The 13,970-nt window shown below is 58.7% G+C and carries 15 protein-coding genes; 4 read left to right on the forward strand and 11 right to left on the reverse strand.

Annotated features, from left to right (window positions below):
- Positions 1–19: 19 nt before the first annotated feature.
- The 6 genes from nuoF to EI291_RS15615 all read right to left on the reverse strand — a co-directional run bounded on the left by nuoF (position 20) and on the right by EI291_RS15615 (position 5,016).
- Positions 20–1,360, reverse strand: coding sequence for an NADH-quinone oxidoreductase subunit NuoF (gene nuoF / locus EI291_RS15590; protein ID WP_125421919.1), 1,341 nt, complete (start codon positions 1,358–1,360; stop codon positions 20–22).
- Positions 1,361–1,380: 20 nt separating this feature from the next.
- Entirely contained in the window at positions 1,381–1,950 is a 570-nt protein-coding gene (locus tag EI291_RS15595; protein WP_125421922.1) for an NADH-quinone oxidoreductase subunit NuoE family protein, read from the reverse strand.
- Positions 1,951–1,972: 22 nt separating this feature from the next.
- Positions 1,973–3,241 carry an NADH-quinone oxidoreductase subunit D gene (locus EI291_RS15600; RefSeq protein WP_125421925.1) on the reverse strand — a complete coding sequence of 423 codons (1,269 nt, stop codon included), beginning with the start codon at positions 3,239–3,241 and terminating at the stop codon, positions 1,973–1,975.
- A 102-nt stretch (positions 3,242–3,343) separates the two neighbouring features.
- A complete protein-coding gene (locus tag EI291_RS15605) occupies positions 3,344–3,907 on the reverse strand; it encodes an NADH-quinone oxidoreductase subunit C (protein WP_205701612.1) in 564 nt (187 codons plus the stop codon).
- A gap of 89 nt (positions 3,908–3,996) precedes the next feature.
- Complete coding sequence (locus EI291_RS15610; RefSeq protein WP_315999915.1) at positions 3,997–4,551, reverse strand: NADH-quinone oxidoreductase subunit B; 555 nt, start codon at positions 4,549–4,551, stop codon at positions 3,997–3,999.
- 72 nt (positions 4,552–4,623) lie between these two features.
- Complete coding sequence (locus EI291_RS15615; protein ID WP_125421928.1) at positions 4,624–5,016, reverse strand: NADH-quinone oxidoreductase subunit A; 393 nt, start codon at positions 5,014–5,016, stop codon at positions 4,624–4,626.
- Between the two features lie 132 nt (positions 5,017–5,148).
- On the opposite strand from EI291_RS15615, the gene EI291_RS15620 reads away from it, so the two are divergent.
- Entirely contained in the window at positions 5,149–5,739 is a 591-nt protein-coding gene (locus tag EI291_RS15620; RefSeq protein WP_240635565.1) for a Uma2 family endonuclease, read from the forward strand.
- 101 nt (positions 5,740–5,840) lie between these two features.
- Here EI291_RS15620 and pruA read toward each other — a convergent pair whose 3' ends face one another.
- Complete coding sequence (pruA, locus tag EI291_RS15625) at positions 5,841–7,505, reverse strand: L-glutamate gamma-semialdehyde dehydrogenase (protein ID WP_125421934.1); 1,665 nt, start codon at positions 7,503–7,505, stop codon at positions 5,841–5,843.
- Between the two features lie 168 nt (positions 7,506–7,673).
- Between pruA and EI291_RS15630 the strand changes: the two genes are divergently transcribed.
- Complete coding sequence (locus tag EI291_RS15630) at positions 7,674–8,663, forward strand: glycoside hydrolase family 43 protein (protein ID WP_125421936.1); 990 nt, start codon at positions 7,674–7,676, stop codon at positions 8,661–8,663.
- Positions 8,664–9,199: 536 nt separating this feature from the next.
- Here EI291_RS15630 and EI291_RS15640 read toward each other — a convergent pair.
- The 4 genes from EI291_RS15640 to EI291_RS15655 all read right to left on the reverse strand — a co-directional run bounded on the left by EI291_RS15640 (position 9,200) and on the right by EI291_RS15655 (position 11,410).
- The gene (locus tag EI291_RS15640) at positions 9,200–9,748 is read right to left on the reverse strand and encodes a hypothetical protein (protein WP_125421942.1); all 549 of its coding nucleotides are present in this window, start codon (positions 9,746–9,748) and stop codon (positions 9,200–9,202) included.
- Positions 9,749–9,826: 78 nt separating this feature from the next.
- The gene (locus EI291_RS15645; RefSeq protein ID WP_125422162.1) at positions 9,827–10,519 is read right to left on the reverse strand and encodes a YjjG family noncanonical pyrimidine nucleotidase; all 693 of its coding nucleotides are present in this window, start codon (positions 10,517–10,519) and stop codon (positions 9,827–9,829) included.
- A gap of 160 nt (positions 10,520–10,679) precedes the next feature.
- A complete protein-coding gene (locus EI291_RS15650; RefSeq protein ID WP_125421945.1) occupies positions 10,680–11,003 on the reverse strand; it encodes a (2Fe-2S) ferredoxin domain-containing protein in 324 nt (107 codons plus the stop codon).
- Positions 11,004–11,020: 17 nt separating this feature from the next.
- A complete protein-coding gene (locus EI291_RS15655; RefSeq protein WP_125421948.1) occupies positions 11,021–11,410 on the reverse strand; it encodes an ArsR/SmtB family transcription factor in 390 nt (129 codons plus the stop codon).
- A 120-nt stretch (positions 11,411–11,530) separates the two neighbouring features.
- Here EI291_RS15655 and EI291_RS15660 point away from each other — a divergent pair, with 120 nt between their 5' ends.
- Together EI291_RS15660 and EI291_RS15665 are read left to right on the forward strand one after the other, a co-directional pair.
- On the forward strand, positions 11,531–12,214 hold the full coding sequence (locus tag EI291_RS15660; RefSeq protein WP_170172677.1) for a carboxypeptidase-like regulatory domain-containing protein: 684 nt from the start codon (positions 11,531–11,533) through the stop codon (positions 12,212–12,214).
- A gap of 290 nt (positions 12,215–12,504) precedes the next feature.
- Positions 12,505–13,887: an NAD(P)/FAD-dependent oxidoreductase gene (locus EI291_RS15665; protein ID WP_125421954.1), complete on the forward strand. Its 1,383-nt coding sequence runs from the start codon at positions 12,505–12,507 to the stop codon at positions 13,885–13,887.
- Positions 13,888–13,970 lie beyond the last annotated feature (83 nt).

Raw genomic sequence — 13,970 nt, forward strand, 5'->3', positions numbered from 1 at the left:
TCAGCATGACGTTCTGTTATTACACCAGTACACCGCTTGGCCGGTACACCGCGCCGGGCTGGGCGGCTTCCTTGGCGTGGGTCACGTGCCACTCAAACTCGTGGCGGAAGTGACGCACGGCGGCGGCTACGGGCCAAGCGGCGGCTTCACCGAGGGGGCAGATGGTATTGCCCTCGATTTGCTTGGCCACGCTTACCAGCAGGTCGATGTCCTCCATGTGGCCGTGGCCGTGCTCGAGGCGGTGCAGCACCTTCTCCATCCAGCCCGTACCCTCACGGCAGGGCGAGCATTGCCCGCACGACTCGTGGTGGTAGAAGCGGCTGAAGTTCCAGGTATTGCGCACGATGCAGGTCGTCTCGTCCATGGCAATGAAGCCACCCGAGCCCAGCATGGTGCCCGTCACAAAACCCCCGTCGCTGAGCGACTCGTAGGTCATCAGGCGGTTTTCGCCGGCAGCGGTTTTCAGAATCAGCTCCTTAGGCAGAATCGGGACGGACGAACCACCGGCTACCACAGCCTTCAGGTCGCGGCCTTTCCAGATGCCGCCGCAGTACTCATCGGAGTAGATGAACTCTTCAACGGGCAAACCCAGCTCAATTTCGTAGATGCCGGGCTTGTTGAGGTGGCCGCAGGCTGAAATCAGCTTGGTGCCAGTGCTCCGGCCCACCCCAATTTTGGCGTACTCGTCGCCGCCCTCGTTCACAATCACCGGTACCGCGGCAATGGATTCCACATTGTTCACCACCGTAGGGCGGGCGTAGAGGCCCTGCACAGCCGGGAATGGCGGCTTGTTGCGCGGGTTGCCGCGCTTGCCTTCCAACGATTCCAGCAGGGCAGTTTCCTCACCGCAGATGTAAGCGCCGCCGCCGGGGTGCACGTGCAGGTCCAGGTCGTAGCCCGAGCCCAGGATATTCTTACCCAGGAAACCTGCCGCGTATGCTTCGGCAATGGCTTTTTCCAGGATGCGCAGCACGTACAACAACTCCCCACGGATGTAGATGTAGGAAGTGTTGGCACCCAGCGCGTACGAACTCGTAATCATCCCCTCGATGAGCAGGTGGGGCAGCTTCGACATCAGCTGGCGGTCCTTGAAGGTGCCCGGCTCCGATTCGTCGGCGTTGCAGACGAGGTAGCGCGGCACGCCCTCGGGCTTGGCCAGGAAGCTCCACTTCATGCCCGTGGGGAAGCCCGCGCCGCCGCGGCCCCGCAGGCCCGACTTCTTCACTTCTTCCACCACCTCGTCGGGGGTCATCGTTTTCAGGGCCTTCTCCACCGAGCGGTAGCCGCCATGCTTGCGGTACACCTCCAGGGTGTCGATGCCTTCAACGTTAATATGTTCGGTCAGCAGTTTGCGTCCCATAGGTTCAGAGCTGAAAGACGTTAGTTGTTGGCCAGCGCGTTCGGGAGGCCGTTTTCTTCCCAGGGCAGGGCCGGGCGGTGCACCTGGTTGCGCAGCTCCGTGAGCATAGCGTCCACGGCTTCCGGGGTATCAAGCTGCTCGTAGTATTTCTCGCGCACCTGCACGATGGGAGCAAAGCCGCAGGCGGCCAGGCACTCCACTTCCTTCAGGGTGAACAGGCCATCAGCCGAAGCCGGACCGCCTACTTTGGCCCCCGTGATGCGCTCTAGGTGGGCCGTCAGCTCGTCGGAGCCGCGCAGCATGCAGGGACCCGTGCGGCAAATTTCCAGCACGTGCTTGCCGACCGGCTTCAGGTTGAACATGGTGTAGAAGGACGAAACCTCGTACACCTCAATCGGCTTGATGCCTAACGTTTCGGCTACCAGGTCCTGTACCACAGGGCTTACCCAGCCGCCAAATTCGGCCTGAGCAATGTGCAGCACCGGCAGCAGCGCCGATTTACGGCGTTCGTCGGGGTAGTGGGTCAGCAGACGCTTGATTTCAGCCTGCGCGGCTTCGGAAAATTGCGGCTTGACGGCAGTCGTCTCCATATCAGTCAAATTCAGCAAAAAACTACGCGTCGAGCTCCCCGGCAATTACGTTCATCGACGACAGCGTCACGATGGCGTCGGAGAGGGTTTGGCCCACCACCATTTCGGTATAGGCCTGGTAGTAGATGAAGCAGGGGCGGCGGAAGTGCAGGCGGTACGGCGTGCGGCCACCATCGGAAACCAGGTAGAAGCCCAGTTCCCCATTGCCGCCTTCTACCGAGTGGTAGACCTCGCCAACCGGAGCTTCAATCTCACCCATCACAATTTTGAAGTGATAGATGAGGGCTTCCATGTTCTTGTATACGGCCTGCTTGGGGGGCAGGTAGTAGTGCGGCGCATCGGCATGGTACGGGCCTTCGGGCAGGTTTTCCAGCGCCTGGTTGATGATGCGCAGGCTCTGCCAGATTTCCTCGTTGCGCACCATGAACCGGTCGTAGGTGTCGCCCTTGGTGCCCACCGGAATTTCAAACTCGAAGTCTTGGTAGCTGGAGTAGGGGTTCATCACCCGCACGTCATAATCGACGCCGGCGGCGCGCAGGTTGGGGCCGGTGAAACCGTAGTTGAGGGCGCGTTCGGCCGAGATGCCGCCCACGTCCACCACGCGGTCCATGAAGATGCGGTTGCGGTTGAACATCTTCTCGAACTCCGCCATCACGGCCGGGAAGCTTTTCAGCCAAGCGCGCAGCTTTTGCAGGGCTACGGGCGTGAAATCCCGCTCCATGCCACCCACGCGACCCATGTTGGTGGTCAGGCGCGCACCGCTTACTTCCTCGTAGATTTCGTAGATCTTCTCCCGCTCATCCATCAGGTAGAGGAAGCCGGTGAAAGCTCCCGTATCTACCCCCAGAATGCCGTTGCAAATCAGATGGTCGGAAATGCGGGCCAGCTCCATCAGAATCACGCGCATGTACTGAGCGCGCTTGGGTACTTCCACGCCCAGCAACTTCTCCACCGTCATGTGCCAGCCCATATTATTGATGGGCGACGAACAGTAGTTCATCCGGTCCGTCAGGGGCGTAATCTGATAGAAGGGCCGCCGCTCGGCAATCTTCTCGAATGCGCGGTGGATGTAGCCGATGGTGGGCACACCCGAAATAATCCGCTCCCCATCCATCTGCAGAATGTTCTGGAAGATGCCGTGGGTAGCGGGGTGGGTGGGTCCCAGGTTCAGCGTAGTCAGCTCCTGGTTGAAGTCGTTTACCGTGGGCGCCAGCGGATTAATCCGGGCCTGCTGCTCACGCGCTTCTTCAATAATCTTATGGGTGCCTTCCAGCGTGTCGTTTACTGCCATTCTAGTAATGAGTAGGAAGTATTGAGTAGTGAGTAAGGACGAAGAGGTGAAAAACAGTTCGGAGTACTACGTACTCAATACTCTCTACTCTGTACTAACAGGTTAGCGGCCAAAGAACAGGTCGGTTTTGTCTTCACGGGTGCCATCTTCCAGCGCGTATTCTTTGCGCATGGGGTGGTAATCCATGTCTTCCACATTCAGAATGCGGATCAAGTTGGGGTGACCGGGGAAGATAATACCGTAAAAGTCGAAAGCCTCGCGCTCCATCCAGTTGGCGGTGGCGTAGAGGTCCGTCATGGTGGGTACTACCGGGTCGGCAATGGGGAAGAAGATCTTCAGCCGCAACCGGATGTTCTGGGTAAGGCTGTGCAGGTGGTACACCATACCCAACTCCTGACCTTCCCGCTCGGGAAAGTGCATGCCGCACATGGTAGTCAGGAAATTGAGCTGTAGCTCCTGGTCCTGCTGCAAGCCAGCCACGATGTCGTGAATCCGCTCCCGGGTGGTGGTAGCGGTGAGCAGGCCATAGGGCTCCTCCACATCGGTGAAGGTTTCGGCCCCAAACAGGCGGTGCAGCAACGCCAGCAGCTGCGCGTTTTTCTGCGCGGCCGGATCTTTGGCAGCTGCTTCTTCCTGGGCCGGAATGGATTCGTTCTGGTCAGCCATTTCTGAGTACTTAGTATTGAGTATCTGGTATTGAGTATTGAGCTGCCGACGATGAAAAGTCTACCTACTCAATACCCAATACTCACTACTTACTTGATGTTATAAGACGCCAGCAGGGCCTGGTACTCGGGCGAGTTGCGGCGGCGGAGGGATTCGTTTTTGGCCAGGTCCTGAATGCGCATCAGGCCGTCGAGCACCTGCTCGGGGCGGGGCGGGCAACCGGGAATGTACACGTCCACCGGAATGATCCGGTCGATGCCCTGGAGCACGGAGTAGGTATCAAAAATGCCGCCCGAGCAGGCGCAGGCGCCCATGGCCAGTACCCAGCGGGGCTCGGCCATCTGCTCGTATACCTGCTTTACAATAGGAGCCATCTTCTTGGCAATGGTGCCCATCACCATCAGCAGGTCGGCCTGCCGGGGCGAGAAGGACGGACGCTCTGAGCCGAAACGGGAAATATCGTAGCGGGAGCCCATCGTAGCCATGAACTCGATGCCGCAGCAGGAGGTGGCGAAGGGCAGAGGCCAGAGCGAGTTGGCGCGGGCAATGCCCACTACTTTCTCCAGCGAGGTAGCGAAGAAGCCAGCTCCTTCCATGCCCTCGGGGGCGTCTACCATTTTAATTTCAGGAACTCTAGTATCCATGCGAGTAGGTCAGGTTAGGAAGCGGAGATAATCCACTTGAGAGCAACACCGGGCCGGGCCCAAAGGTTGCTGCTAACGGCTTTCGTTCCAGCGCAAAACGCCTTTTTTGATGACGTAGGCGAAGCCTGCCATCAGCAAAGCCAGGAACACAATCATCTGATAGAAGCCGGTGCTGCCAAGGGCGCGGAAGTTTACGGCCCAGGGGTACATGAAAATTACCTCCACATCAAACAGCACAAACAGGATGGCCGTGAGGAAGTATTTCACCGAAATCGGGGTGCGGGCGTTGCCCACCGATTCGATACCGCACTCGAAGGCCTCATCCTTCACCACGCTCTTGCGGCGCGGACCTACCAGGTGGGAAACCACCATAGCAAAGGCCACGAAGGCAATAGCCAATACAAACTGCACAACAATTGGCAGAAAGTCAGAGGGTTGATAATTCGTCGGAACGGCGAGAAGCATAGGCTGCGACAAGTAAAAGCCGTGTAAATACGGCATGGAAGGCAAAGGTACCACGAAATGCGGGCGGAACAAACGCGAAATCAGCCTGTAGAGGAAAGGCTTATCTTTGGTGAACACCAAGCCCTATTGCCTGTGGAACCCGCCCTAGCTACCCCACACCATTATACGGTAGAAGAATACTTCGCCCTGGAGGAAGTATCGGAGGTACGACACCTGTATTACCGAGGCGAAATCTTCGCTATGTCGGGTGGTCTCGGGTTTCACAACATCGTGAAGCAAAACTGTGTGATTAGTCTGCGGCTCGCGCTCCGCGGGAAAGGCTGCCGGGTATATGACGAAAATGTTCGTTTGGCTGTGCGTGAAGGCGAATTATACACGTATCCGGATGTAATGGTCAGTTGCCACCCCGACGACTCACCCGATAAAATAATGATGCACCACCCGGTGCTCATTATTGAGGTGCTGTCGCCGGGCACGGAAAGCCACGACCGAATCTGGAAATTCAGCCGCTATACGCAGCTGGCTTCGTTGCAGCACTATCTGCTGGTATCGGCCGACAAGTGGCTGGTGGAGTGGTACCGGCGGGAGCCGTCGGGCGTGTGGTCGTTCACGCCGTTGGCTGGTCAGGAGGATGCGGTGACAATTCCGGAGCTGGGCATTACACTGCCACTGGCTGAGCTGTATACGGAACTGGATATTCAGCCGCAACTGGATAAACCCTGATTGGAATAAGGTTAGGTAATAGACAAAAACGCCGCCCCAATTTCCCGAGGCGGCGTTTTGTCTGGCTGGTAGCTCAATGTTCCGTGAAGCGAAGCTTTGCGCTACAGCCCTTTGTCCTTGTTCAAATCCTCGGCGGGAGCGGCACCCAGGAAGGGGTAACGGTAATCCGTAACAGGCACGAAGGTTTCCTTGATGGCGCGGGGCGACACCCAGCGTAGCAGGTTCAGGATGGAGCCGGCCTTGTCGTTGGTGCCGGAGGCGCGGGCCCCACCGAAGGGCTGCTGGCCCACTACTGCGCCGGTGGGCTTGTCGTTGATGTAGAAGTTGCCGGCGGCCTGCACCAGCTTCTTCGAGGCCAGGTCGATGGCGTAGCGGTCCTGGGCGAAAACGGCGCCGGTGAGGGCGTAGGGCGAGGTAGTATCTACCAGTTCCAGCGTTTCCTCGAACTTGTCGGCGTCGTACACGTGCACCGTTACCACGGGGCCGAACAGCTCCTCGCACATGGTCACGTACTTGGGGTCTTTGGTTACGATAACCGTGGGCTCAATGAAGTAGCCCTTTGACTTATCGTAGTTGCCGCCCGCTACAATTTCGGCGTTCGGGTCGGCCTTGGCACCGTCGATGTACTTGGCCAGCTTGTCGAAGCTCCGCTCGTCGATAACGGCGTTGATGAAGTTTGAGAAGTCCTCCACGTCGCCCATTTTGAACGACTTGAGGTCCTCCTTCACGTAGCCCAGAATTTCGTCGGCCAGGTTGGAGGGCAGGTACACGCGCGAGGCGGCCGAGCACTTCTGACCCTGATATTCAAAGGCACCGCGGCTGATACCCACGGCTACGGCTTTGGCATGGGCCGTGTGGTGGGCCACGATGAAGTCTTTACCGCCGGTTTCGCCCACAATGCGCGGGTAGCTCTTGTACTTGTGAATGTTCTGGCCAATGGTTTTCCAGATGTTCTGGAACACGCCCGTGGAGCCAGTAAAGTGGATGCCGGCAAAGTCGGGGTGGTTGAAGATAACCTCCCCGGCGGTGGGGCCGTCCACGTACACCAAGTTAATTACGCCGTCGGGTACGCCGGCTTCCTTGAACAGCTCCATCAGCACCTGGGCCGAGTAAATCTGGGTGTTGGCGGGCTTCCACACCACCACGTTGCCCATCATAGCGGCCGACGACGGCAGGTTGGCGGCAATGGAGGTGAAGTTGAACGGGGTGAGAGCAAACACGAAGCCTTCCAGCGGGCGGTGCTCCAGGCGGTTCCACATGCCGGGCTGGCTCTGGGGCTGCTGCCGGTAGAGCTCCTGCATGAAGTGCACGTTGAAGCGGAAGAAGTCGATCAACTCGCAAGCGGCGTCGATTTCGGCCTGGAAGCAGTTTTTGCTCTGGCCCAGCATAGTGGCCGCGTTGATGCGCGCCCGGTAGGGGCCGGCCAGTAGGTCGGCGGCTTTCAGGAAGATGGCGGCGCGCTGCTCCCAGGGCAGCTCGGCCCACTGGGGGCGGGCGGCCAGGGCGGCGTCAATGGCCTGCTGCACATGCTCGGCAGCGCCATCGTGGAAGTAACCGAGGGTATGCTGGTGGTCGTGGGGCGGGGAGATGCGCTGGGTGTTGCCGGTGCGCACTTCCTGACCGCCGATGTGCATCGGAATGTCGCGCTCCTGCTGCTTGAGTTCCTTCAGAGTCTTGAGCAGCTCGGTGCGCTCGGGCGAGTTGGGGGCGTAGCCTTTTACAGGCTCGTTGATGGGGACGGGGACGTTGAAAAAGCCGTTGGCCATAATGGAGTGCTGGTTTGGCGTGATGGGTGGTGGGAAGGCAAAGGTAGCGCGCTGCCGGGAATGATGGGGCGAAGCTGCACGGGCTTGTTTCCGGGCGGTCCTGCCGGCCACAGACTGTTCAGTCCTAAAACTGCGTATACCGGCCCATACCCCAACCAAGCACACTGCATGGCCTCCACCTATCAAAACCCGGTCTGGGATTTTGACTTTCCCGACCCCACCATTATCCGGGCTTCCGACGGCTACTATTACGCCTACGGAACCCAAACCAAGCGCCCCGGCGGTGCCATTATCAACCTGCAGGTGGCCCGCTCCCCGGACTTGGTGCAGTGGGCGTATCTGGGTGAAGGCCTGCCGGAAAAACCCGCCTGGGCCCGCCGCCACCAGAAATTCTGGGCCCCGCACGTGAGTGAGCACGCGGGTACGTTTTACCTCTATTACTCCGCCAAGCCCGACCGGGGCGCGGGGCTGTGCCTGGCCGTGGCTACAGCCACCGAGCCCGCCGGTCCGTTCCGGGACGTAGGTGCCCCATTGCGGCGCGGCAAAGACTTTCAGGACATTGACCCCATGGCCTTCGATGATCCGGCCACCGGTAAGCGGCTGCTGTATTGGGGCTCGGGCTTCGGGCCGCTGCGGGTGCGGGAGCTGGACGAAGACCGGATATCCTTCAAGCCCAACAGCAAAACCCGGAAGCTGCTGCACCCGGCCGATACCAACGACCCGCGCCGCTACGACCAACTGCTGGAAGGCAGCTGGGTAGTACTGCGCCACGGCTGGTATTACCTGTTCTATTCGGGGAATAATTGCTGCGGGCCCGCCGCCCACTACGCCGTGCTGGTGGCCCGCTCCCGCCATGCCCTCGGCCCCTTTGAAACGCTGGCGGAAGCTACCGGCAACCCGTACGCCACGTTGCTCGAAGCCAACCGTCACTGGCACGCGCCCGGCCACAACTGCGTGGTAACCGATGCCGCCGGCCACGACTGGCTGGCCTACCACGCCATCGACCCGCGTCAGCCTACCTTCGAAGCCATCGACGACGAGCAGGGCCATTCGCGCCGGGTGCTGCTACTCGACCGGCTGGAGTACGTGGATGGCTGGCCCCGCGTCGCGTCGGGCGGAACGCCCTCGTGGCAGGAGCAGCCGGGGCCGGTAGGCTAAGCTGTAATTTTCCCGATAACTTCCGTGCTCCTGTTCCAAATCAGAAGGACCCAGAGTTGCCGAAGGAGTTATACTCCAGCAGGTGTTTTTCTGCTCAAGGCCTGTCTGCAAGCCCACAACAGACTTATAGAGAGCAGAAGAATCGGCAATGACTCCCACTGAAACCAGTGTTCGGCTGCCAACAAAACACGTTGTGGATTTTGTGGGTCGTAGCTGATCCGTGTCTGACTATGCGGGCGTAACTCCTGAAAATGGGAGCGACTCACGTCCGCTATGGCCGTTACCGAGTCAGTAGTGGATACGGCAAAAGCCAGTTGAGCATGATAACTATATACTCCGGACTTAGGAGGCTTTTCCTTCGACTTACTTAGTACAATGGCAGTGGTTTCCGGCCCCTGACTCGCCTTCCAGGTAGCGTAATTTCCTGTGAAAAAGGATGCCAGAAGCGCACCGCTAACTGGCAGTATGAGCACCAGTGCGAGTAGCCAACCTATCTTCTGCTTTAGATCTTTTACCATCAGACCGATGGATTACGCCTACAACCGCCCCAGCAGTGCCCGCACCTGCCATTCCAGATCGGCCAGGGAGCCGGAGTTGTGGATGGTGAAGTCGAAGTTGGGGTAGTGGTCGAGAGCGGTTTCGCTGGGATGCTGGTCGTCGCGGGTGCCGTCGCCGCGTTGGTGGAGCGGGTCGCCTTCCACGCGCACCATCAGGCCGCCGCGGCTGCGAATGAGGTCGGCCTCGTTGGGGAAGCGCACGTCCGGAATCAGGGTGTGCTTGTCGGTAGGCAGTGTGGAGAAAAACGCCTGCACCCAGATATCCGGCTCCCATTGGCGCAGGGCCAGGCCTACCTGTTGCAGCATCTCGCCCCGGGTACGCCCGAAAGCAGGCAGTTTCTCGGCCTTGCCCTGCTGGGAGAAATAGGGAGCCGTGCCTTCGCCCGCCAAGGCTGCGCATACGGCTTTAATGGGCTCACCCACCGAGCGAATGTGCCAGCGCTGCTGCGGCTGAAGCTGCTGAATAAGCCGGGCTACGGTGTCCTTACCACTACCGCGCCGGCCCGAAAAACCAAGTAAGCGAATCATGCGGCAAAGGTAAGGGCTAGTATATGTGTTACCGTTTTATCCTCTTTTGCCAGCTACATTCACCTCATTAGGAGGAACTTACAAAATCTCCTTCAACTCGCTGAGGCAGCTGATTTCGTAGGTTATCTGGTTGAAGTGGCGGCGCTTGTCGGGGTTGAAGTACACTTGGTCGAGGCCGGCGTTGTAGGCACCCAGCACGTCGCACTCCAGGTTGTCGCCAATCATGAGGCTTTCCGGGGCGGTGGCTCCGGTGCGCTCCAACGCGTGCTGGAAAATGCGGGTATCGGGCTTGAGGTGGCCGCAGCACTCAGAAGTCACCATCTCCTGGAAGTAGTCCGTCAGCCGCGACGAGGCCAGCTTGACGTGCTGAATGTCGCGGAAACCGTTGGTAATCAGGTGTAGCTGGTAGCCTTTGTCGCGCAGGTAGTCCAGCACTTCGTAGGTATAGGGAAATACGGCCGACTTCCGGGGCAGGATGTCGGTGAATTGCTCCGAAATGCCCGCCGGCGAGTCTTCCTCGCGCAGGCCCAGCTGCATAAACGTGCGCGGAAACCGCACCGTGCGCAGCTGCTGCTGGTTGATTTTATTGCTCTGGTACAAGCGCCACAACCCGTGATTCACCTCCGAGTACACAGCAATGAACTTATCAACGGACACCCCGTGCCGGCCGATGTTGTGCTCCGCGAACAAGTGGCGCAGCGTTTCATCGGCGTTGGCTTCAAAATCCCACAGCGTATGGTCGAGGTCAAAGAAAATATGGCGGTATTTCACTTGGGTACGCGTGATGAGGGTGATGAGGTAAATGGGAAATGATGATAGACCGTCATGCTGAGCTTGCCGAAGCATCTCTACCTCTGACTACTTATTACTACAACGAAGCGGTAGAGATGCTTCGGCAAGCTCAGCATGACGGTCTGCTGCTGGCCTGACTTCATTCAATCAGCAGCCGTTTAATAACCCGGCCTTCGCCTAGGCATTCTACAATTTCGGCGGTGTCCTTGGGCTTTACATTGCCATAGGTGGTGCCTTCGGGGTACACGATGAGGGCAGCACCGGGACCTTTTTTGCACTGTTTACACAGGTCGAGGCAATTGCAGGTCTGCACCCGCACTTTGCGCTTTTCGCCGCCCAGCAGCAGCTTTTTCAGGCCCTGCTTTTTCAGTTCAATCTTCAGAGCCCGGGCTACTTCCTTGCCTATCTCATCTTTCTGGGCGGTGCATACAAACAGGCGGGTGACGGAATCAGCGGGCTTCACAACGAGAAAAACAGGGTTCAGGGGTGGCCGGTCCAGCGGCGGTTCTGGAGCTTATACGCGGCCAGCTCCCGGTTCGACCAGAGCGTTTGGTAAATCTTCTGGTCGTGCTGCAACTGCGGGTCCCGCTCCATGTAGCTTAGTAACTGGTGCAGAAAGTCCTGGGCCTCGTCCTTAATGAAATAGAAAACCCAGTTATCGAGGCGCCGGAAATTCACCAAACCTGCATTTTTCAGGTACGATAATTGGCGGGAAGTTTTGGTCTGGCTGAAGTCCAGTACCTGTTCCAGGTCGGAAATGCACATTTCCTGGTTGCGCCAGAGCAAATGCAGGATACGCACCCGCGAATCGTCGCCGAGAGCTTTGAAGAGTTGCTGGCCGAATGCAACGGTAAAGTGTTTCAGACGCATCTTTAGGGAAATGCAGAGGGCCGGCAGTGCTGGAGCCGGGCCCGAATTTATACACAAACCCAGCAGCGGCCCCCGAAAGTGCCGTATCTTTGGTAACTCGTAACACCTTGTATGTCTGTTGTGGCCCGATTTCGTTTCCTGTTGTTTCCTGCCGTAGTGGGCGTGCTGCTGGCCGTGTTGCTGCTGGCCCCCGGGCGGGCGCGGGCCCAGGGGCAGCGCCAGGTAGTGCAGTTCACCGGTATTGTTGCCTCCGGCGACTCCCTGCTGGGGGTACCCGGGGCGGCCATCTTCGTGCCCAAAGCCGGGCGCGGTACCACCAGCAACCCCTACGGCTATTTTTCGCTGCCCGTGCTGGCCGGGGATAGTATCGTAATCCGGAGCCTGGGCTACCGCAATCAGTACGTAATTATCCCGGAAAATTATCCGCGCCAAAGCTATTCGGTTATCGTGAATCTGAAAGAAGATGCCACGGTACTGCCAGAGGTGCGCATCTTCCCATATGCTACCGAAAAGGCCTTCAAGGAAGCCTTTCTGGCCATGAAGCCTCCAACCGAAAACGACCGTACGCCGGCCGATAAGCTGAACGAGCAGATCATGCGCCGCATGTTCAACACGCTGCCCGTTACCAGCATGGGTAACTACCGCCAAACCATGCAGGCTCAGCAGAACGACCAGATGCGCCGCATGGGTTTCGGGGCTACCCCGGCTACTAACAACCCGCTGCTCAACCCCTTCAGCTGGCTGCAGCTCATCAACCAGGTCAAAAGCGGCGAATTCAAGAAGAAGGAAGGCGTGGATTATTGAGTTTAATTGTTGGATGGCTGGACGGTCATTGCGCGGCGTGTGGCGCATCAAGCCAGTTTCAGAAGTAATCCGTCTTTTCCCATCTTTCCTCTTCGACCTACTTTAAAAGCCCCTGGCGCCCGCACGTCAGGGGCTTCGTGTTTATTCAGGCTCTGGACTGCATGAAGGATGGATTGCTTCGGACACTGGCTTGATGCGCCACATGCCGCGCAATGACCGTCAGCCTATTCAGCCATTCAACCATTCCGCCCTATATTCAGTACAGCTACTGTTTGACCTCTGACTTTGCTATGGATACCAATCTGCCTCGCACCTCCCAACCTCGTATCGTAATTATCGGCTGTGGCTTTGCCGGGCTGCGGCTGGCCAAAGACCTGGCTGATGCCCCCGTGCAGGTGGTGGTGATTGACCGCAACAACTACCACAACTTTCAGCCCCTGCTGTACCAGGTAGCCACCGGGGCTTTGGAGGCCGACAGCATTGCTTACCCCATTCGCAAGATTTTTGCCGGCCAGCACAACTTCTTCTACCGCATGGCCGATGTGCAGCGGGTAGATCCGGCTACCAACACGCTCACCACCAACATCGGTGACATCCGCTACGACCACCTGGTTATTGCTACCGGCTCGCTCACCAACTTCTTCGGCCTCACCAGCATCGAGCAGAATGCCATGCAGATCAAGAGCGTGCCCAACGCCCTGAACCTGCGCAGCTACCTGTTCCAGAACTTCGAGAAGGCCATTCTCACCGAAGACCCCGCCCGTCGGCAGGCCCTGATGAACGTGGTGGTGGTGGGCGGCGGCCCCACCGGCGTGGAAATCTGCGGTTCCCTGGCCGAGATGCGCAAGGATGTGTTGCCCAAGGACTACCCCGAGCTCGACCTCAAGCAGATGGAAATCTACCTCGTCGAATCGGGCGGGGAGGTGCTGGGGCCCATGAGCAAGGACTCGCAGGTGCAGGCTAAGCGCTACCTAGAGGAAATGGGCATCCACGTGCGCCTCAACACCCAGGCCAAACACTTCGACGACGGCAAGCTGTACTACTCCGACACCGAGTTTATCCGGACCGAAAACCTGATCTGGGCGGCCGGCGTGAACGGCGCGGCGCTGGAAGGGCTCCCCGAAGCCGCCGTGGCCCGCAACAAGCGCGTGAACGTGGACACGGTGAACCGGGTGGTGGGCTTCCAGAACGTGTACGCCATCGGCGACGTTGCCAACATGGTCACCGACGAGATGCCGCGGGGCTACCCCATGCTGGCCCCCGTGGCCATTCAGCAAGCCGAGCAGCTAGCCGAAAACTTCAAGCGGCTGCTGCGCGGCGAAACCCTCCGGCCGTTCAAGTACACCAACAAGGGCAGCATGGCCATTGTGGGCCGCAACCGCGCCGTGGTGGATTTGCCCGGCAACAAGCACTTCGGCGGTTTCTTCGGGTGGCTCACCTGGCTGTTTGTGCACCTGATGACGCTGGTGGGCTTCCGTAACAAGGTGGTCACGCTGGTGGGCTGGGCCATCAGCTACTTTAGCTCCGACAAGGCCCTGCGCCTCATCATCCGCCCCTACAAGCGCAACGACTTCAAATCGGACAAGGGCTTGGCCACCGCCATCCACAACGCCGCCACGCCTCAGTACAATCCTTCCGTACCGGCTCCCAACGCCCCGGTAGTGGGCGGGTAGTATTTGTAAGGTAGTTTTAGGAAAATAGATAGCCCTGCTCTGGTAGCAGGGCTATTTTTTTAGGGGTAATTCGAGAAAAGTAT

It is taken from the genome of Hymenobacter rigui (assembly GCF_003944715.1).
GTDB lineage: Bacteria > Bacteroidota > Bacteroidia > Cytophagales > Hymenobacteraceae > Hymenobacter > Hymenobacter rigui.